General features: G+C 41.5%; 21 protein-coding genes. 1 reads left to right on the top strand and 20 read right to left on the bottom strand.

Annotated features, from left to right (window positions below):
* Positions 1-70: 70 nt before the first annotated feature.
* Complete coding sequence (locus tag E6X37_RS00580; RefSeq protein WP_004696461.1) at positions 71-1,276, bottom strand: acetate/propionate family kinase; 1,206 nt, start codon at positions 1,274-1,276, stop codon at positions 71-73.
* 3 nt (positions 1,277-1,279) lie between these two features.
* The gene (locus tag E6X37_RS00575; RefSeq protein WP_077708578.1) at positions 1,280-1,843 is read right to left on the bottom strand and encodes a hypothetical protein; all 564 of its coding nucleotides are present in this window, start codon (positions 1,841-1,843) and stop codon (positions 1,280-1,282) included.
* 186 nt (positions 1,844-2,029) lie between these two features.
* Here E6X37_RS00575 and E6X37_RS00570 point away from each other — a divergent pair, with 186 nt between their 5' ends.
* Positions 2,030-3,343 carry a tRNA(Met) cytidine acetate ligase gene (locus E6X37_RS00570; protein WP_077708579.1) on the top strand — a complete coding sequence of 438 codons (1,314 nt, stop codon included), beginning with the start codon at positions 2,030-2,032 and terminating at the stop codon, positions 3,341-3,343.
* Positions 3,344-3,465: 122 nt separating this feature from the next.
* Here the strand turns inward: E6X37_RS00570 and pyrR are convergent, their stop codons facing one another.
* The 18 genes from pyrR to E6X37_RS00480 form a co-directional block, all read right to left on the bottom strand.
* Entirely contained in the window at positions 3,466-3,987 is a 522-nt protein-coding gene (pyrR, locus tag E6X37_RS00565) for a bifunctional pyr operon transcriptional regulator/uracil phosphoribosyltransferase PyrR (RefSeq protein WP_004696466.1), read from the bottom strand.
* Between the two features lie 93 nt (positions 3,988-4,080).
* Complete coding sequence (locus E6X37_RS00560; RefSeq protein WP_038125489.1) at positions 4,081-5,004, bottom strand: RluA family pseudouridine synthase; 924 nt, start codon at positions 5,002-5,004, stop codon at positions 4,081-4,083.
* Positions 5,005-5,090: 86 nt separating this feature from the next.
* On the bottom strand, positions 5,091-5,534 hold the full coding sequence (gene lspA / locus E6X37_RS00555) for a signal peptidase II (protein ID WP_287507655.1): 444 nt from the start codon (positions 5,532-5,534) through the stop codon (positions 5,091-5,093).
* A gap of 228 nt (positions 5,535-5,762) precedes the next feature.
* Positions 5,763-6,080: a hypothetical protein gene (locus tag E6X37_RS00550; protein WP_316689363.1), complete on the bottom strand. Its 318-nt coding sequence runs from the start codon at positions 6,078-6,080 to the stop codon at positions 5,763-5,765.
* Positions 6,081-6,258: 178 nt separating this feature from the next.
* Complete coding sequence (locus tag E6X37_RS00545; protein ID WP_316689362.1) at positions 6,259-6,732, bottom strand: hypothetical protein; 474 nt, start codon at positions 6,730-6,732, stop codon at positions 6,259-6,261.
* A 3-nt stretch (positions 6,733-6,735) separates the two neighbouring features.
* Complete coding sequence (locus tag E6X37_RS00540) at positions 6,736-7,254, bottom strand: N-acetylmuramoyl-L-alanine amidase family protein (RefSeq protein ID WP_316689545.1); 519 nt, start codon at positions 7,252-7,254, stop codon at positions 6,736-6,738.
* Positions 7,226-7,579, bottom strand: coding sequence for a hypothetical protein (locus tag E6X37_RS00535; protein WP_314985213.1), 354 nt, complete (start codon positions 7,577-7,579; stop codon positions 7,226-7,228). Before E6X37_RS00535 ends, E6X37_RS00540 begins: the two co-directional genes overlap by 29 nt.
* Positions 7,580-7,581: 2 nt before the next feature.
* Positions 7,582-8,034, bottom strand: coding sequence for a hypothetical protein (locus E6X37_RS00530; RefSeq protein ID WP_293909772.1), 453 nt, complete (start codon positions 8,032-8,034; stop codon positions 7,582-7,584).
* Positions 8,035-8,943 carry a lysyl-tRNA synthetase gene (locus tag E6X37_RS00525; RefSeq protein ID WP_316689361.1) on the bottom strand — a complete coding sequence of 303 codons (909 nt, stop codon included), beginning with the start codon at positions 8,941-8,943 and terminating at the stop codon, positions 8,035-8,037. It abuts the gene before it with no gap.
* A 14-nt stretch (positions 8,944-8,957) separates the two neighbouring features.
* Positions 8,958-9,284 carry a hypothetical protein gene (locus tag E6X37_RS00520; protein ID WP_278469880.1) on the bottom strand — a complete coding sequence of 109 codons (327 nt, stop codon included), beginning with the start codon at positions 9,282-9,284 and terminating at the stop codon, positions 8,958-8,960.
* Between the two features lie 15 nt (positions 9,285-9,299).
* A complete protein-coding gene (locus E6X37_RS00515; RefSeq protein ID WP_316689360.1) occupies positions 9,300-10,298 on the bottom strand; it encodes a hypothetical protein in 999 nt (332 codons plus the stop codon).
* Positions 10,285-10,590, bottom strand: a complete 306-nt coding sequence (locus E6X37_RS00510; RefSeq protein WP_316687653.1) for a hypothetical protein — start codon at positions 10,588-10,590, stop codon at positions 10,285-10,287. Before E6X37_RS00510 ends, E6X37_RS00515 begins: the two co-directional genes overlap by 14 nt.
* 8 nt (positions 10,591-10,598) lie before the next feature.
* Entirely contained in the window at positions 10,599-14,549 is a 3,951-nt protein-coding gene (locus E6X37_RS00505) for a host specificity factor TipJ family phage tail protein (RefSeq protein WP_316689359.1), read from the bottom strand.
* A 3-nt stretch (positions 14,550-14,552) separates the two neighbouring features.
* Positions 14,553-14,879, bottom strand: a complete 327-nt coding sequence (locus tag E6X37_RS00500) for a C40 family peptidase (protein WP_278621825.1) — start codon at positions 14,877-14,879, stop codon at positions 14,553-14,555.
* Positions 14,863-15,468, bottom strand: coding sequence for a DUF1833 family protein (locus E6X37_RS00495; RefSeq protein WP_278621826.1), 606 nt, complete (start codon positions 15,466-15,468; stop codon positions 14,863-14,865). The genes E6X37_RS00500 and E6X37_RS00495 overlap by 17 nt, the downstream gene beginning before the upstream one ends.
* A gap of 1 nt (position 15,469) precedes the next feature.
* Positions 15,470-15,802 carry a hypothetical protein gene (locus tag E6X37_RS00490; RefSeq protein WP_316060849.1) on the bottom strand — a complete coding sequence of 111 codons (333 nt, stop codon included), beginning with the start codon at positions 15,800-15,802 and terminating at the stop codon, positions 15,470-15,472.
* A gap of 2 nt (positions 15,803-15,804) precedes the next feature.
* On the bottom strand, positions 15,805-19,002 hold the full coding sequence (locus tag E6X37_RS00485; protein WP_316689357.1) for a phage tail tape measure C-terminal domain-containing protein: 3,198 nt from the start codon (positions 19,000-19,002) through the stop codon (positions 15,805-15,807).
* Entirely contained in the window at positions 18,992-19,177 is a 186-nt protein-coding gene (locus E6X37_RS00480; RefSeq protein ID WP_315307183.1) for a hypothetical protein, read from the bottom strand. The genes E6X37_RS00485 and E6X37_RS00480 overlap by 11 nt, the downstream gene beginning before the upstream one ends.
* Positions 19,178-19,246: the final 69 nt, after the last annotated feature.

Genomic DNA, 19,246 nt, shown 5'->3' with positions numbered 1-19,246 from the left:
CCCGTCCATATCCGAGATATAGACGGGGTTTTATGACTCTATTAGTCACTCAGTTCAGATGCGAACTATATTATTTTTTCAACGCTGCTGTAATACGTTGAGTATCACGAGCAATCATGATTTCTTCGTTTGTAGGAATTACAAAGATTTTAACCTTAGAGCCTTCAGCACTGATTTCTTGTTCTTTACCACGAACATTATTGCGTTCAGAATCAATACGAGTACCTAAATATTCCAAACCGTTACAGATTGCATCACGGTTACCAATACCGTTTTCACCAATACCAGCAGTAAAGATGATAGCATCTACACCGCCCATAACAGCAGCAAAGGCACCGATTACACGGCGAACTTTGTAATGGAACATATTCAATGCCAATTGTGCGCGTTTATTGCCGTTAGCAGCAGCTTCTTCAATCACACGGAAGTCATTGGATACACCAGAAATCCCTAATACACCGGATTCTTTATTCATAACTCTATCGATTTCTTCATAGGTCATACCTGTTTTTTCCATCAAGAATGGAACGATAGCAGGGTCAATATCACCTGTACGCGTACCCATGATCAAACCGGACAATGGAGTAAAGCCCATTGTAGTATCGATGGAGCGACCACCTTTAATAGCAGCCACAGAGGAACCATTACCCAAGTGGCATGTGATGATACGAAGATCAGTCATATGTTTACCCATTAATTCTGCACAACGTTGTGCTACATATTTATGGGACGTACCATGGAAGCCGTAACGACGAATACCATAATCTTCATAATAAGAGTAAGGAAGCGCATACATATATGCTTCTTTTGGCATAGTTTGATGGAATGCAGTATCAAATACAGCAACTTGAGGTACACTCGGCATAATAGCTTCACAAGCTTCAATACCTTGAATGTTTGGTGGGTTATGTAATGGTGCAAGAGAAGCACATTCTTCCAACGCTTCCATAACTGCTGGTGTAATCAATACGGAATCAGCAAATTTTTCACCGCCGTGTACTACACGGTGACCTACAGCATCAATTTCATCCATCGAAGAGATAACACCAAATTCAGCATCAACTAAAATATCTAGCAAAATACGAAGCGCTTCTTTATGGTTCAAAATTGGTTCAACGCGTTCTAATTTATCTGCATTAGGACGTTTGTGAGTGAAGATAGCATCTTGATCACCAATCTTTTCAAAAAGGCCTTTTGCCAATTCTGTTTCAGTTGTCATATCAAGTAATTGATATTTCAAAGAAGAACTACCGCAGTTAACTACTAATACGTTCATCGATTAACCCTCTTTCTGTTGTGTAACTTGAATCTTGTTTTGAATTTCTTTGCTGATATCAGCACCTACCTGATCCTTTTCAGGATATTGGTAGATTATATTCCACAATACGCCATGATCTAAGAATACGTATTGAGAAAAGCTAAATGTTTGCCCTTGTGTTGTATACGTCACATCAAGCTTCTTTGCAGATGTACCTTGTAAAGCTACAGATTCTTCCTTGATGGTTGCGCCCATCTTCGTGAATTCAGACTTGCTGCGATTTAAAAACTCATCAACCGTAGGCAATGGTTTATTGTCACCAGCACGCAATGCTTCAACTTCAATCACCATATGTTCTGTAACGGAACCATAAATATCAATTGGATACCCATCATCAGTCATATTTTTTGTACTTTTACCCATTTCATAAGGCAAGGCAATGGTAATTTCAGATTGACCAACACGGATAACTTGATGGCCAAAACTATATGTATCCATTACATTTGTAGAGCCACATCCCGCCATTGCTAGCAGCACAGCACCGAGCAGAGTCCCTTGTAATGTACGTTTCCAATTTTGTTTCATCATATACCTCACATCAATTCAGCATTTACAGTTAATTATAGCCTATAGTGTCAAGAAAATCTATACTAAACTTAATATTTACACATAACATCATTTCTATAAACAAGCCTTTTATATGGATATCATGAAATGTAGTTTACAGCATTTCTTCGCTTTGTTACACTAACAATAATGAAAGGAGTCACTATGAAAACAATCGGTATCATCTGTGAATATAATCCATTTCACAATGGACATGCGCATCAATTACATACCTTAGCACAAGAGCATCCTGAAGCGCTGCGCATTTGTATCATGAGTGGTTCCTTTGTACAACGAGGAGAACCTGCTATTTTTTCTAAATTTGACCGTGCTCGTTGGGCTATTCTCGGTGGTGCAGACATCGTTATCGAGCTACCTACACTCTATTCTTTGGGTAGTGCACAACTGTTTGGAACAGGCGCTATTCGCATGGTAAAAGCTTTACATATCGATGCACTCTCCTTTGGTTCTGAAACGGCTGATCTAGATACACTCGTTGATATAACTAAACGTATGGATTGTGAAAGTACTCAAATAGTATTACGGACCTATATTAACGAAGGCATGTCCTATGGCTCTGCCTTCCGTAAAGCCCTTAATACAGAGATGCTCAACACCCCTAATGCACTGTTAGGACTTGAATATATTCGGGCAGGACTTACCTATTATCCTTCCTTAAAATATATACCAATCTTACGCACATCAGATCATCACGACGCGAATATTACAAAAGATTTTCCTTCTGGTACAGCATTGCGTAAACTCATAACAGAAATGGCTACAGGTAGTAACAATTGTAATAAAAATAGTATCTACACTTTTACAGATATAGATACAACGACAAGTACAAATTCAAATTCAACTGCAACTGCAACTACATTAACAAAATTAAATGCACTAAATAGTAAAATAAAATTACAACTTCAGTCAATCGTTCCTAAAACTATTGCAGACGATATGACTAATATAATTTCTAATGGTGCTTATGTAAACTATAACCGCTACTATGATATGGTCCATACCTTAAGTCGTCGTACTTCAACTAAGGAGCTAGAAAGCTTTGGAGAGTTCAACGAAGGCATTGAACACTTATGGTCCAAAGCGGCCCAACAACCTACGTGGAACTTGGCTATGAAGCAAATAAAATCAAAGCGCTATACCTATGCCCGTTTACAACGAATGGGAGCCTATCTCACCTTAGGAATACAAAAAGATTTACTACAAAGTGCTATACAGGAAGCGCCACAATATGCTCGCTTGCTAGCCTTCAACGATAGAGGTCGTCAATGGCTTCGAAATGATTTTGAAATACCACTTATTCAAAAATGGGCCAAAGCACCTAATGAATTAAATACGTTGGGACAAACGATGCATCAAATCGATACATTAGCTACAGATATACAAGCCTTATGCTTACATAATGAAGTTAAACGAATAGGTCATATGGACTACACCTATACGCCACAATACATAAAATAAGCAGAACTACAATCTGGTAGAAACATTCTGCACATAAATATAAGAGTCAAATAATTTAATTTTATTAAGATAATCATCTTATTATATGATAATACTCAAAAAATAAGGGGTTACAATACAGATTATTCCTGTATTGTAACCCCTTCTTCACCATCCAGATCAGCGACGGCAACGCGTACACTTTCAAGATGTGATGTAGGAATATTTTTACCTACATAGTCCGCTCGTATAGGCAATTCACGATGACCACGATCGACGAGGACGGCCAATTGAATAGATCTTGGTCTGCCAGCCGTCATTAATGCATTTAAAGCAGCACGAATAGTACGGCCCGTATACAAAACATCATCTACAAGGATAATTGTCTTTTCCGTTGTATCAATCGTACACGGTTCCCCCTCTTTAGGACGAGCATCACGATCATCACGATACACTGCAACATTCAAAGACTCACAATCAATATGAATACCTTCTATACGCTCAATTTCCGCTTGTAAACGTTTTGCCAAAATGACACCACGCCGTTCAATACCTACAATTAACGCATTAGATAAACCTTTATTGCGTTCTAAAATTTCATGACTAATACGACGAATCGCACGCATTATAGCGTCTTGATCCATTAGTAAGCGTTTCTTTTCCATATATACGCCCTTACAGCATAGGATTGTTCTATGCCCCTATATCCAAATAAGTAGTAAAAATAAGTACTTAGACAATCAATGTAAACATTTAGACTATTTTCGTTTATCTTCACGGTAGGTCTTAGCAAATTCTAAGCACGCCTCAAAGTCAGCTGGTACCGGTGCTTCAAAGTGCATTTCTTCACCTGTAATAGGGTGTTTAACATCTAACGATTTAGAATGTAATGCTTGCCCTTCTATAGGAAAATCCATACGTCTATATCCATAAAATGGGTCATTAACAACAGGATGTCCAATATGAGCAAAGTGAACACGAATTTGATGGGTTCTGCCAGTCTCCAAATTACATTCAACCAATGTTTGATGACCATAACGCTCCAATACTTTAAAATGTGTTACTGCATCTTTACTGTTTTCAAAGACAACAGCCATTTTCATACGGTCCTTAGGATGGCGTCCAATAGGCGCCTTTATAGTCCCCTTTTCTTCTACAATATTGCCTTGTACTAGCGCCCAGTACGTACGTCTTGCAGAATGTACTTTTACTTGCTCTGCTAGACCAATGTGTGCTGCATCATTTTTTGCCACCATCATAACACCAGACGTATCTTTATCTAAGCGATGCACAATACCTGGCCTAATTTCACCATTAATACCTGATAGGTCCTTACAATGGAATAATAGAGCATTTACAAGGGTTCCAGAATAATTCCCTACTGCAGGATGTACCACCATGCCACGAGGTTTATTAACAATAACAATATCGTGATCTTCGTATAAATAATCTATAGGGATATCCTCAGGTTTAACCTCAATCGATTCGGGCTCTGGGATTTCTACATGAATGACAGTATCAGGTGTAAGCCGAAGATTAGCCTTTCCTACTTTATCACCTACTGTAACATGACCACCTTTAATTAAACTTTGAATATAGCTACGAGATCCTTCCATCTGTTCAGTTAAAAATACATCTAGTCTCATGCCTTCTTGCTCAGCACTTACAATATATTCATTCATCCTCTATTCCTCTTTGAGTCAAGTATAAGATATATATTTATTGACGAATCAAGTCAATGATCTATAAAGGACCCTAATAATGAAAGCTATTCATGGTCCTCTTTCAATGAAAACAAATAAAATACAACAAAAGCTACACCTATGCAAATACCAATATCTGCCACATTAAAAATAGGCCATACACGAAAATCAAAAAAGTCCACTACCCCATGAATCATGTATCGGTCAATGCCATTACCAATTGCACCTGCGACTAATAAGGCGGATCCGATTTGCAAAGTCCAATGGCCCTTAGCTAATCGCTTCCAATAAAAAGCACAAACAGCTAATAGAACAAAAGCCACTAGTAAGAAAAACCATCGTTGATTCGCTAACATGCCAAAGGCTGCACCGCGATTAATAATATAGGTAAGATGAAATACATTAGGAATAACAGGTAAAGATTCACCTAACAAAAAATGATTCATTACATAATATTTAGTTAATTGGTCCAATAATAACCAAATGATAAGTACTGTATAAAACAAGATTAACTCCCTTACTATAATATAATTCTTAATAGTCCTATTATACTAAGTTACGCAAATTTAGGCAAAATAAAAAGCCCCTCAATGAGGGGCGTGTTTTATTTGTGATTACTCAGCGGAAATTATTTAAAAGTGCCATCTATCCTCGTTATTACTGGATTTTATGTGTTTTAGGTTGAGCAACGGTTAAGCAACCGTTTTAAACTTAAACTGATTTTAAAGCTCTCACATTTATATTTCTCGAATAGAATAGTGAAGTCTAAAGAATTTGATAAGCTTTAAAACGTTGGCTCGATTATACTTTGACGGAGCAGAAATCATTAATGTTTTATCACTATTAACATATACTGCCTTTACATTATCTGTCCAAATAAAATCAGGAAAATGCTCGACCAATCTAAGGTCCTCCCATGTTTCCCTACCAACAAGAAGTATGCCTTTCCCTAGCTTCTGCTGCATGGAGCATATTATATCCCACGCAGCAGCGTAGTTATCTACGATTATTGCATCCCTCATGAAATGTGGGTCCTTGTTAAATACTTTCAGCATTACTCCCACCTCCTATTATTACCATAATTACACCATAATTTTATCTTATCTGCAATTACTATTTATAAACAAAAAAAGACCTTACCAGGACATACGCCCAGTAAGGTCTTTTGTGTATTTACCATTAATCCACACGTCCGCCCTCGTATGGTAGGGAGATGCTTGGATCACCTCTCAGTCATCGATGAATTACTACTCCGATTGTCGCACCCGCTCCCAGTATTTGGGATAGGTTGCGTTGCATCTTGAGTCGATGGATTGTTTTCTTGTCGTTCTCGACTTTCTCTTTCAATTCTATCAAAGAGCTCTGCATTTCTGATAAGGTAGCGTCTTGCTTCACTAAGTCCGCTTTGGCTTTGTCCAATTCGGTCGTTAATTTGTTGATTGTATCGTGTGCTTCGTTCAATTCTTGTCGCTGCTTCACGGCTATAGTCTGTGCTTCTGTCAATGGAACGCTGGATGCTTCGATTAAGCTCAACGCTTTCGCGTTGTTGCTTTTCAATTCGTTCCACTGACTCACGGGCACGCTGATAGTCGGTTCCGCTTGGTTGGTAGAAGATATATCTGAGGCAAAGACAGATGACGAGCCCAATACCACCGATAATAATATAGCGGTAAGTAGGGTGATTAAGTAAAATTTTGATTTTGTCATACATTATTCCCCTCCTATAAAGTCCGTAATGCCCCTTGCTATAGCACGCACTATAGTATCAAGGTCATTGTTAAGTAGTGCTAGGTCTTCATCATTATCAATGAATGCCATTTCAACTAACACGGCTGTTGCATCTGTGCCGTTTAATACCCATAAATCTTGACGTTCCTTAACGCCGCGATCCACGGTATTAATGCTGCGAATGATTTGTGATTGAATGTCATTCGCTAAGCGTTGCCCGTTAAAGGACTTAAATAATGTTTCAGTGCCACGTGCCTGCGTATTGAATGCGTTACAGTGGAGTGATACAAATATATCTGCGCCCCATTCATTGGATTCAGCACACACAAGACCTAAGTCATCATTTTGTAGGGTGCGCACTTCGCATCCTGCCGTTTGTAAATAACAAGCCAATAACTTACCCGCATCACGAGCAACGTCGCATTCACGACGTCCTGTGTTAGGATTTACTGCTCCGCTATCCAGGTCAATATCATGACCTGGATTTATAAATATTTTCATCATTATTACTACCTCCTTCTAATTTATCAGGGACACCATTATTGTTTCTATCCAACCAAAGTCCTAGGAAGCCTACTACGGCTGTCAATACACTAGGAATGAATATATGGTCAATAATATTGAGCCCAACATCAATCAGCTTATTAGTTTCACTTGATACATAGCCCCTAGCAAATGCCATAACATACTCTGTTATGACTAGCCAAATAGGAATTAGCATAACAAGTACTAGAATCCGTGTCGCTAGTACTCCAGTAGGTCTAATATTAGCAACACGAACAGCACCATATGCTGATTTCAGTCGGTTCATGATTTGATATTTCATTATCAGTCACCTCCTATATCGTCCGTATTAAGTGTGATACTTCTTCCTATTGGCATATTGTTTAGAACTTGGATATGCATCAGTTCAGTACTCAGACTTTGAACTGTGGTTTCAAGGTTATTAAGCCGGTGAAATTTCGCTGCATCTCGTTCTTCCAACTTGACCAATTGCTTTAGTATTTCCTGATTACTTTTTGTTAAATCAGCAATACTGTTGATTGCATCGGATAACTTATCGTCATAGTCCTTACGCTGCTTATCCAGGCGCCGAGCCAAATGGTCATCTAATTCTTGCTTAACCGCAACTAACGAGGTATGTTCTAAGAACCACACCATCGCACGAAACGAACCCCGCAGAGCAGCCCAGATGACCCCCAAGAGGGTCACCCAAAAGCCAATATCCGCAAAATATGGAGGTATTCCGAAGTCCATTAGCAATAATCTAATTTCGTCCATTTAGGCCTCCGTTTTCTCCCATTTCTCGTTATAAAGATTCCATTTTTTAGTATGGTCTGGATTGTAGACCTCTAATGAAATTCTCTGCATCATAACATTTCGTGGCGGATGAGATTCCTCGCTAACAGTCATTTTATTAACCCTAATGAGGTCATAAGATTTTAAATCAAGGTTATCATCTGCCCATACAAATGCGGGGATATTGATTACGGCAAGAGAACTGTTAGCGAAAGCATCCCTATCAATATCAGTGGCCTTCGGCAAATTGATAATGTTGTGATCGGTTCCAACGAATGCTAATGCACCAACCTTAACAACGTTTGGACAGGTAAGTTCACCCTCTAAGTCACTACGGCCATAGAACTGCTTAGGCAGAATCTCTGTGGCCGTTTCCGGATTGAATTCAACAAGACCTTTGATTTTAACAGTATCAACGACATGATCGATTAAGTTAAGATATTCAAGATAAATATCATCTGCACCATAAGGCTGAATTCTAATAGTGGCACTTCCGGATTGGATTTCAACAGACTCCTCCTCACCGCGCACTCGAACTTTAAAGCCATCTTGCCCAGTTACTCGAATTTCAGTATCCCCTTTTCTTGGTTCGTTAAATGTAAGTGGTGCATAAGGCTGTTCAGCCAACGCATGGACAATAGCAGTTAATATCGCTTCAAGGGTACCGCTATTAATAAGAATGTTCTTACCTTGAAGTGCTGACATAACTCCTGATAAGTTAGGCAGCTTTGCTTTTAAGGATTCCAACCACTGCTCCTCGGTTCCTACGAATCCATGTGCTAAAGCGATTTCATAAGCACTTTTTCCATTATCACCTACCATGGTTGCTTTTACTTCCGCCTCTACTTTAATCGGACTTTCAATTCTTACTGGTAACACTTTGTTTTGCATAATACATTCCTCCTCTAATCATGCATGGCCACATCCTGAATTATGTTGACTACCCCCATGCCCAGTTTGTAGTATCGGCTAGGCTCCGATTCCTTATATGCAAAAGCATCATACACATGCTCACCAAAGGACTTAATTTCTAGGGTATCCTTTCCGGAAATATTGAATGTCGCAATCTTCCCAGATGCTACCCCTTGCACTTTAATAACAAGCGGACCACTTGCTCGCTTTCGTATGGCGAATACTGACTTAAACCCTGTCAAATCCACATTGTCATCTTGGACTGCGTAAACTATCCCGAAATCCTCGCCAATATTGAGGTCTATATCTTTTACATTCATTATTTATCATCTCCCTTAATTGAATGGAATCGTACCTTGTTTATCGTACCCGGTCACATCGACCACCAAATACTGAGATGTGGTTTTACCCGAGCAACCTACAGGATACGTGGTGACTGTATTCCAATCAATGAACTGATACGATTTCAGCGATACGGTACTCTCATCGTGAAATCTGAACGTTTGCCACACTCGCCCCGTGTGTGACTTTTTATCTCCGTTATTGATATTGGGCCCCCAAACGGATACATCGATTACAGACATGGGTATAATCGCAACCTTGACGCCATAAGTCTTTGGATCACGGGCCATGTTTGTAAAAGTATCCGGAACGTAGTTTGATAACTGGTTATACCAATCATGCGCATAGTGATCGATTATGCGTAGGTACCTGATGCGGCTATCATATATCACATCATTCTGCAGATTGTAATCTGCTACCCAGGATGCTTTATAGTACTTGTGACGGCCAAGCACTTGCAATGCCGTATTAGGCTTACTACTTCCTACCTTGTCAACAAATCGAATACGAGGTGTATTTGCATTAGCCACAACATCCTCGAAATAGCCGAAGCAATAAAACTTGATGCCGGCTTTCACTTCATCAACCATTGCTTGCGTTACCTTTTCGCCTGGCTTAATTACATCCACTACCAGCACCATTAATCGTTCACGACGTTTATGAACCCACTGAGCTGCGAATTCATATCCTTGTGGAACTGATACTGCTATAAGAGGTGCATCACCATGATATGCGTAATTAGTGACATAAAAGACCTGGATTACATTAGCCTCCCCTGCGATATATCCGTATTGGAATTTACTTGTAGGTACCATCATAGGAGTGTAAGCTGCGGGCTTGAGTGGAATTTGAACTGTTGGCGTTATCCCCCTCATTGCCCCAGTGTAAAGAACTGCATCTTTTTGTTTAGGAAAGCTAAGATATACTAGATTATCATAGGTATCGTTTATAATCGTGACACCTTCTTTATTCTGGATGTTAATAAATTCCATACGCCAACCACCCTTCATATGTAAGATCTTTAAATTGACGATTGATATTATATTCATCCTGGGACACCGCAAAATAATATGTTATGACATTGCCCCTAACCTCTGCCACTAAGTACTGCCCCATGGCTGCGGCCCAGACATGTTGCCCAGACTGTAAACCATTCACAGTAATTTGTTGACGTCGATTTGGGATGTCAGATACATATATCCGCCCCTCGATACGCGTGAGCCTTTCCTTGAGATTTAGTATGATATTGCCGTTAGCATCATAAGCTAATACATGCGGTTCCATAATACCTCCTACCAGCATCCAAGCTTAATCCGAGGGTTGTTATCATCATCAAAGCCTGTAATAAGATTATCCTGAATCTCAACACGAGCGCCCGTCTCTTTCGAACGAAGTAACCCGATTGTACCGGACACCGCCGATAAACTATCAACATGTAATTTGTCGGCAGTAACTGCGTTAGCCTGAATCATCTTATTAACAATGACGTTATCGTCGAACTTAGTCGCTCCAGTGATGTGAATCAATTTCCCCGCAATGTATACTCCGGACTGACTGAGGTTAATGCGAGATACCAACTCACCACCATCAATCTCACCAATACTTTTTTTAACTTGCAAATCAATGCTACCAGCTAACTCAGTAATGCGAGATTCCGTATGTGACGCCAAATTCGTAATTCTTCTAGTGGTCTCTTCAGAATTCTTATTGAATTTCTTATCAAGCTCTTTAATTCGCTCATCAACTTTATTCAATCCAAGAGACTCAAGGTCTAGCAAGCTCGCATCAATTTGTGTCTTAATCACGACTTGCTTCTCGTTAACAAGTCCATCTCCGAACACATCAACAAACGAGCAACGTATCCGGTATATTCCGGCTGAGTTCGAATATGTCAGCATGGTGCTAGTAGTTTCAAAATCATCGGTGCGTTCATCTCCGATCACGTGGCATCTGATTGCGTATGCTTGTGCCGGCTTAGTAGAGAAGTAAAGATTAAATCCACCTAACTGGCTTTTTACTACAAGATTAGGCGCGGCCAACTGCGGAACGTTATACTCGTACATTGCTGCAGTCGAGTATTTGCCCAACGTGCTGCGAGCATATAAATAAACAGTATCCGCTCGTTTAGATAGGGTAAGTACAGCAGAGGTACCTTTAACTCTTGCCAATAAAGCATTCGTATCTTTACCAGGATTATTATCGGTACGTAATTCGTAATAGTCGACGTCAGCATTCAGTACCTCATCCCATGATGCGGTGGCATTTCTACCGAAAGTAATACCGAAGTTGCTAGGCATATCAGGTATCGCGTCCATCGGTTTGACTATCACATCAACCATTTGAGCTGTTTCTGCCCGGTTACCAAATCGGTCAACCGAAATCGCTTTGATTCTATACTCCTCACCTGGACCTAATGATTTGATAATAACCTGACTATTACTACTGCCAGCGTACTGCCATTCTTGCCCTGGCACAGGCTTTCCGCTTTTAGCGGTTAGCATATACCAAACCTCCGCCACATCAAAGTTAGCCGGATTACTAGGTGGATCAAATAGTACTTGTAAGTCGTAATACACGCTTTTATCTGCAGTCTGATTGTATCGACTGAGTACGTGCAAATTTTGCACATCCTCCGGTGCTTGCATTTTGGGTATATTAATCGATTTAGTGACACCTGTAGTAAGCTGCCCTAAATCATTAATTGCCTGCACGCGTACTTCATAGTTCGCGCCTAGCAGCACATCGGATATTGTGGTAGCGTTTGTGGATGCTGGGTAGTTTCCAACATATGTCCACGTATCGCTCTTTACATTTCGGTAATTCACGACTACATTTGAGACTTTTCCATCGCGAGGTAACTGCCATGTTACACCTATACGTGAGTACATGATGCCGTTAGCACCATAGACATCGCTCACTAACCCTACTGATTGAATATCAGATGCACCGTGATTCGTATAATCAATACTTGGCACCGTGCCATCATCTGATACATAGAGTTCTGGATAGTATTCCATGCATTGGATCTTACGAGTCATTTCTGATAGCGTCTTTGTAATAGCCAACACCCGAAATGGCTTAGCCGATTTAGAAATCTCTCCGAATGCATATACCGCATCAGGCTGCACTGGTATAGCCTCTTTAACAATCACATTGAAACCCGATACATTTACTACGTTAAACGTAGAGACGATATCCGTAGCGTTGCTACGAATCAGCAACTGATAATTCTTCCCTGGTTGTACCGACACTTCCTTGTCGAGTGTAATCGTCTGGCCACTTACCGCAACCACACGACCGCCCTCGCCCCATTCAGGTATGTCGTGCTGTATTAGAATAATATCTCCTACCGTGCACGCTATGGCATCCGTAAACGCCTCTATTGTCACAGTACGTATTTCATATTTATTGCATCGCAAGAAATGCTTACCGTGTTTATATGCCTGTTCAAGGCTAGTACACCCCATGAGTTCAACTTGTGCCGGATTTGTTAGTGTATCCGACTCGTCGTAAGTGTCACCATATACCGGAATGACGTCTCGCTCATAATCCTTATCCTTGTTAAGGAACGATATTTCAACAGAGTTAGCCCTAGCCTCCACACCTTGAAACTCTTCAGTAAAGCTGCCGTGTTTGATATTGGCTACAGTAAACAACTGTACCGGTGTAGATTGATAATCGCTAACGCATGTGAACCTGGTTCCTACAGGAATTACCTTCCCTCGACCTACTGCCTCTGGATACTTTAACGCATCCCATAATCGCATAGCGGTGTCGTATATATAATTGAATGTAAACCCATTCGTTTTACACTTATCCGCCCATGCCTTAAATGCGTTATAGTCAAGGCGCATATGGGGCTGTCCGAATACAATATATTCACCGCCAATCTTACGGCAGATGTGGATTAAATCATATGCAGCCCATGCCGGATTATCCGCTGGTTGAGCTTCGTACTTATTGATATACGGATTGAACACATACACCTCTGAACGTTCTTGAATCCATGTCACTTTTGGATCAGTTCCACTTAGTTGAGATGTGGCCAAAGCCTTAATTCCAATGAGGGCTTTCCCTGGATGCACGAAATCGTCATATATAATTTGAGTTAGTTGTACCCAGTAGACCTTATTAACATGACGCAGGCTTTTCCCATCTTTCGCACTGCATCGCATACGAATTTCGTAGCGAGCCTTTTCGAGATTGTCGAATCGAAATACACGATAAAACGCATTATTTGTCGCCTCTTCAATTCGTCCTGCGTAATCAGATGTATTCGTCACGCTATTGTCTGACTTAATAAAGTTCCACGCATCCCGACGCTTAATGTGACCGGCCATGCCTTTTTGATTTGCTAAAGGTAATGCCTGCCAGGACTCATCGCCTACCTTACGGATTTCTGCTTTCAACGTGACAGACGTACGGTCAGCGCCGCCGCTATCATTTGAATAATATAATCCGTTTGGGAATCCAACAGTTAACTCTATCGCGTCACACGCATCGCCTTGTACCTGTTGCGTATTCCATGATTCAGTCAATTCATAGTTTAGGGATTGATCCGCAAAGTTATCATTGAAATTTTGGATAACTGTTTGGTCATTTGTGCCCTTTCTGATATCCACCTGCACATCTTTATAATTACTGATTGGGTTAGCGTTTATACGAATATCTTCTATCTTTGATAACTCGCCCTCACCGGCACAGTATAAGAGATTAAGATATTGCTTTTCACCATCACTAATTACATGGCGGGATAATAATAACCCAGCGCTTTTCATTCGGCCATACGTAACGGCTAAAGGGTAACCTTGTCCGGTAACAGTTTCAGTACCTCCCCAGCCATATGTATTTGACTGTTCGGAATTCGAACGGTCAACCTTAGGGGCAGTTAACTTTGAAATGATAGCATTACCTATCATCCCTACCGCCATAGCAATTACTGACCGCCAAATTAAGCTTTGTATACCAAAGATAGCACCCGAAGCGATACCACCGGTAAATACAGCCATCCCGATTGATAGAAGAACACCAAAGAATTTACCCTCAACTCGGGGCATTACTACAATGTAGTCTTCATCGTTCACAACTGTATCAGGCGCTGCTTCATGTCCATTTACTGAGTACGCCCATTCACCAGGTGCACTGAAGTAATAGCTGATAGACTTGCCCTGTTTAAATGGCAAATATTTTGTATCCCGTTGCTCTGGCTTGAACGGATTATTTACAATGATTACATTAACCATCTGCTACTCCTTCCTTTCATAAATGTGCTTCAATCGAGGCACGTATTTTGATATATGCTCTATACAGGTGCCACTGTGTTCAGTAGCGTGTATAAATTTACCTTCACCAAGATAAACCCCTACATGATCGAGATTTTTACCATATAGCGCAAATACCAAAACACTCCCTGGCATTGGCTCACGAACCTCGCGCCATTCATCCATTTGGATTTGGGTATATTCGGGTAGTGATATTCCACTACGCCGATATACCTCAACAACTACATCCCAGCATTTCATTTCCGAGAATGGGGTACCTATCATATCAGTCAAATCACTTATTGGATGCATACAGTCCTCCTTGCGGGATAGTAGGTTCTCCGCCAAATCGTGTACTGTTCCCCAATTCACGACATCGCGCTAGGGTTTTATTGCATTGATTTTCGTGACCCTTATATCCACACTGAACCCCTTTAAATTTGAACGGACAGAAATCCTTCATCACACGGATTAATGGGAAGCGTCGAGTAAAGCTAAAGTCAGTACCCAGTGTAAACTCCATCCATTCTGCGTTTGCATGAGTTCCCGTAATTACGAAATGCTCCTCTTGCTCGCACACATCAGGTATGTTCGTATTCACTACACGAATGATGACATTGGCTCCAGTGAATCCATTATTAGACTCTGCCATACGCTGGATTGTCCGAGTAACGTTAGATACAGATAACTTAATATTAGGCAAATCCGTTGCGTTCTCGGTGACATCTTGAATGGTAAATGGAAATGCGATATAGGTATTGCCTTGAAATTGGATATTCTCCGTATTGTATACCAATCGAATCGTATCCCCTTTATAGGATATTTCTAACAGCATTAACCACACACCTGTGGCCGATATTTGGTTTTTCTCTAAAATCGATGCCGTTGAGAGCGGTAACATGTTATACCTCCTGTAATTTCACGGTTCCCATCCACACTCCGTAATCATTCGCCGCAAAGTCTAACTGATCAGCAAATCGTACATTTAGTGTTTCCCGTGTTTCCGGATGAACCCAAGCAAATATACCAGAGCAGTTGACTTCATCGAAGAATGACCGAAGTTTATAATAATCAGCTGTTGGTAACTTGTACCCTACGGAATATGTCCGCCGGGTCTTTGTCGTCTTCTTCCTTGTGATTAGCGTCATGTTTTCAACTTGGCCTTTATACGAAATATCTGGAGTAGTCTCCTGAATTGGATATATCGGCCATCGAATATCTGGAAATACTGCCATAGTTATACTGCGGATGCCTTGATGGCGTCACGCATACCTCCTTTGTTTGATTCCATAGCACGAACTACTACATCGATAACATAATTCTCACCATCAAACCGAGAGTTCTGCTGCTTGCTTTCAAGTTCTTGTCCGGATTGGTTAACGATATTAACAACCACATTATTACTTGTAGCTCCACCACCTACCAATCTACGAGTTTCGCTTGCTGTGTAAATACGATGGGATCCAGAGGACTGTAATAGTTCCGGTCCGTTTTCACCAACCAGCATAAGCCCTGGATTCGTTTTTCCTCCGGCAGCGAATCGATTTCCTGTAAATGCAGAACTAAACGAACTACCGCCGGCAAAGGACGATGTCCCTTTTGCAGCACCTAGTGAGCCAATACCACTTACTGCACCACCAAATAATCCTTGCAACTTAGGCATGATGTATTGTTGGAACGTTAACTGAATCATCATCTTAATAATGGCGTTCGTCATATCCTTGAATATGTCCTTAATTCCTTTACTAAACGACTTCGTTCCCGTTGCCATAGCCTCGAGATTATTTGTCCACGCAGAATTAATAGAGCTCATCGTACTATCAAAAGTAGATTTCGCTAAATCAGCATAATTGGTAGTCTCTTGCTTATATTGTCGAGCAGCTTCTTGTAAGCTTGTTTTAAGACTACGACCTGCAAGCTCCCATAACTTCTGCTGAGACTCCAATAGGTTCTTTTCAATCTGCAGTCTTTGAGTAGCCGTTAACTGGGCCTCATTGACTTCACTCCGCGCATAGTCAATATAGGTCTTTAGCTCTTCAGCAAGTAGTGCGTCCGCATCACTGCGAGATAAGCGACCAAGCGCAACCATATTGGTTAAGTGGTCAACGGTTTCACTCGTTTGCGTGTACGCCAACTCTCTGATTTTCTGCTCAGTATCAGACGCCACTTTTAGTCGCTCTGCTTGAGCTTTCTTTTCAGCGAGTTCCTTATCGCCTACCGCTTTTGTGTACTCACGAACATTATCATCAATTTGCGCTTTTTGTGCTTCAGCTTCAGCTTTGAGTAATTGTAAGCGGTCGCCTGTGCGTTCGAGATCAAGTTTCTTAATATCCTCGTTCATCTTGCGAACACGGATAGTCTGATTTCGTTGTGCTTCGGCTAATCTCTTTTGATACAGCTCTTCGTTTTTAGCACGAACGGAAGCAGTTAGGTCAGACTCAGCAAGCTTCTTGGCATTTGCCGCACTACCTGCTGTATCAGCCATATAACTCGAAGCACCTGCTAATAAGCTAGTGTCTACATACCCTGTAATAGCACCAAAATCGCCTGTAACAGATGGTTTAGCAATTACACCTGTGCTTGAATTAGCGCCAGTATATCCGCCGTTTCCGTTACTAATTACAATATGATTATCGCCAAGTACAACCACCCCGTCTCCGGCTTTAGGAACGTATCCATCGTCCTCATCATGCCAAGCACCAGCGGCTCTTGCTGCGTCCATGATAGATGGAACATATCGCGGTACATCCTTACCAAACGCTTGAAGTACAGAGTCAGAGAATAGCTTGCCGCAATCTGTTGCCCATGTACCATCTGCGCCTAACTCGTATGCCTTACCGAGTTGCTCGTTAGCTGCGTCCAGTACGCTTACAGCTTCTCCAGTAACGCCTCCGCTCAATCCAGAAACAGAGCGGATAATATCACGGATATTCTTATTGTTAGCTTCGTACTGGTTCTTGGCAGTTAGCTTATCGATTTCGTATTGACTGCCGTCAATTTGCAGACTTTGCAAAGTAAGAGACCGATATAGTTCAGACATACGCTCCACGGCACTCGTTAACTTCTCGGCGGCTTGCTGTGCTTTCTTTGCAGCCTGTTCTTGGGCTTTGGCTGCCTTTGCTGCTTCCTCATTTGCCTTATTAATAGCCTCGGTATTGGTTAAACCTCCACCGTTAGCAAGGTCCTCTTTTGCTTTTGCGAGTTCCTCATCGAGTTTCGCTTTTGCAGCATCCGCCTCTTCTTTTTGCTTTAAAGCCGCATCGATTCTAGCGCCTTCTTCTTTTGTAGCTAAGCGGTCATTCTTTACGAGTCCGAGCCACGCACTATCCTCAATCCAATATCGAGTATCATGCTTATCCATGTAGGCTTGGCTCATACCTGTAGTGGAATTAGTATTCTTGTGAATACGTTTACCGTCAACTTCTACGCCAGTATAAGATGCTTTTGTCTGTTCGTTATATCGGAAATCAAGTAGTGCTTTCCCAGCAAGTCCAATTACTGTAGCCAATGTTACCCACGGCCCTGCAGCCGCAAGTGTGGCTAACCGCATAAATCCGAGTGCACTGGTTAGTGATCGCATAACTACGATTACTGCTCCGGCTTCTGCACCGAATTTAACAATTCCGCCGATAGCTTCCTTTTGCTCAGCGGTCATCGACTCGAATTCTTTAGCGACGTCTAATACACCTTTTGCGTAGTCGTTAAATACAGGAACTAACTCATGTCCGATGGATACTGCAAGCCTTTTACCCGTATTTTCCAAATCTTTCAATTCCCGATTTAGCTTTGCAGATTTAGCTGCAGTCTCGTCGTCAATGATAAGCCCCATTGCTTTGGCACGTTCAGCCACTTTGTCCATCTGCTCAGCGGACATGTTAAGCATGGCGTGCATTTGATACCCGGTACGTCCAAAGAGTTCCATTTCGACACGCGTCTTCTCAGCCCCGTCCTTCATGCCTCTTAGACGTTCCTGTATCATCTTGAACACTTCAACGGTATTCTTACCTTGAATCTGTTCAAGCGTGTAGCCTAATTTACTAAATATATCAGTACCGAGTTTTCCCTCTGCCCGAGCGACTTCCATTTTCTCTTTGGCCGCCCCAACATTCTTTGAAAACTTAGCGAATGCCCCAGCACTATCCTCCATAGCAATCCCCATGTAATTGGCTACTGCTAATAGCTCACTGGTTTCTTTTGCTGTTGCCCCTGTGATACCGGATAACTTCTTAACGGCTACATCCCACTGAATAGCTTCCTTTGCGAGTTTGGCACCGATGCCTACAACACCAACACCGGCACCTATCGCCATGAGGTCATTCTTCATTTTGCCAAGAGCGGATTTGGCGCCTTCGGCACTTGCAGTAATTTTCTTGAGTCCGGCTTCCGTATTTTTATCTGTCAGCTGAACGACAATATCAATTAAATTATTGGCCATTCTTGTGCGCCACCTCCAACTCTTTAGCTTCCAAGATTATAAGCAAATCGATAAGGTGCGGTAGTGGCTCGATGCCGTAAGCCTTCGCCACTTCTAACACCGCAGGCATATCGAATCCAGCAATACCGCCTGAATGCCATCGTCGTTGCATACGACTAGCATTGTATACTCGCATTGCTTGTCTCGTTCCATCTAATTGGTGCGGGGAATTGAACTCACACTCCGAGCAGTCAAAATTCTGTTT

Source organism: Veillonella parvula (assembly GCF_032550495.1).
GTDB lineage: Bacteria > Bacillota > Negativicutes > Veillonellales > Veillonellaceae > Veillonella > Veillonella parvula_G.
This window is presented reverse-complemented; position numbering and strand designations above follow the sequence as displayed.

Bases quoted from the DNA above. Each gene is read 5' to 3' on its own strand.
- E6X37_RS00580 (WP_004696461.1), bottom strand. From the start codon at position 1,276: ATGAACGTATTAGTAGTTAACTGCGGTAGTTCTTCTTTGAAATATCAA.
- E6X37_RS00575 (WP_077708578.1), bottom strand. From the start codon at position 1,843: ATGAAACAAAATTGGAAACGTACATTACAAGGGACTCTGCTCGGTGCT.
- E6X37_RS00570 (WP_077708579.1), top strand. From the start codon at position 2,030: ATGAAAACAATCGGTATCATCTGTGAATATAATCCATTTCACAATGGA.
- pyrR (WP_004696466.1), bottom strand. From the start codon at position 3,987: ATGGAAAAGAAACGCTTACTAATGGATCAAGACGCTATAATGCGTGCG.
- E6X37_RS00560 (WP_038125489.1), bottom strand. From the start codon at position 5,004: ATGAATGAATATATTGTAAGTGCTGAGCAAGAAGGCATGAGACTAGAT.
- E6X37_RS00550 (WP_316689363.1), bottom strand. From the start codon at position 6,080: ATGCTGAAAGTATTTAACAAGGACCCACATTTCATGAGGGATGCAATA.
- E6X37_RS00545 (WP_316689362.1), bottom strand. From the start codon at position 6,732: ATGACAAAATCAAAATTTTACTTAATCACCCTACTTACCGCTATATTA.
- E6X37_RS00540 (WP_316689545.1), bottom strand. From the start codon at position 7,254: ATGAAAATATTTATAAATCCAGGTCATGATATTGACCTGGATAGCGGA.
- E6X37_RS00535 (WP_314985213.1), bottom strand. From the start codon at position 7,579: ATGAAATATCAAATCATGAACCGACTGAAATCAGCATATGGTGCTGTT.
- E6X37_RS00530 (WP_293909772.1), bottom strand. From the start codon at position 8,034: ATGGACGAAATTAGATTATTGCTAATGGACTTCGGAATACCTCCATAT.
- E6X37_RS00525 (WP_316689361.1), bottom strand. From the start codon at position 8,943: ATGCAAAACAAAGTGTTACCAGTAAGAATTGAAAGTCCGATTAAAGTA.
- E6X37_RS00520 (WP_278469880.1), bottom strand. From the start codon at position 9,284: ATGAATGTAAAAGATATAGACCTCAATATTGGCGAGGATTTCGGGATA.
- E6X37_RS00515 (WP_316689360.1), bottom strand. From the start codon at position 10,298: ATGGAATTTATTAACATCCAGAATAAAGAAGGTGTCACGATTATAAAC.
- E6X37_RS00510 (WP_316687653.1), bottom strand. From the start codon at position 10,590: ATGGAACCGCATGTATTAGCTTATGATGCTAACGGCAATATCATACTA.
- E6X37_RS00505 (WP_316689359.1), bottom strand. From the start codon at position 14,549: ATGGTTAATGTAATCATTGTAAATAATCCGTTCAAGCCAGAGCAACGG.
- E6X37_RS00500 (WP_278621825.1), bottom strand. From the start codon at position 14,879: ATGCATCCAATAAGTGATTTGACTGATATGATAGGTACCCCATTCTCG.
- E6X37_RS00495 (WP_278621826.1), bottom strand. From the start codon at position 15,468: ATGTTACCGCTCTCAACGGCATCGATTTTAGAGAAAAACCAAATATCG.
- E6X37_RS00490 (WP_316060849.1), bottom strand. From the start codon at position 15,802: ATGGCAGTATTTCCAGATATTCGATGGCCGATATATCCAATTCAGGAG.
- E6X37_RS00485 (WP_316689357.1), bottom strand. From the start codon at position 19,002: ATGGCCAATAATTTAATTGATATTGTCGTTCAGCTGACAGATAAAAAT.
- E6X37_RS00480 (WP_315307183.1), bottom strand. From the start codon at position 19,177: ATGCGAGTATACAATGCTAGTCGTATGCAACGACGATGGCATTCAGGC.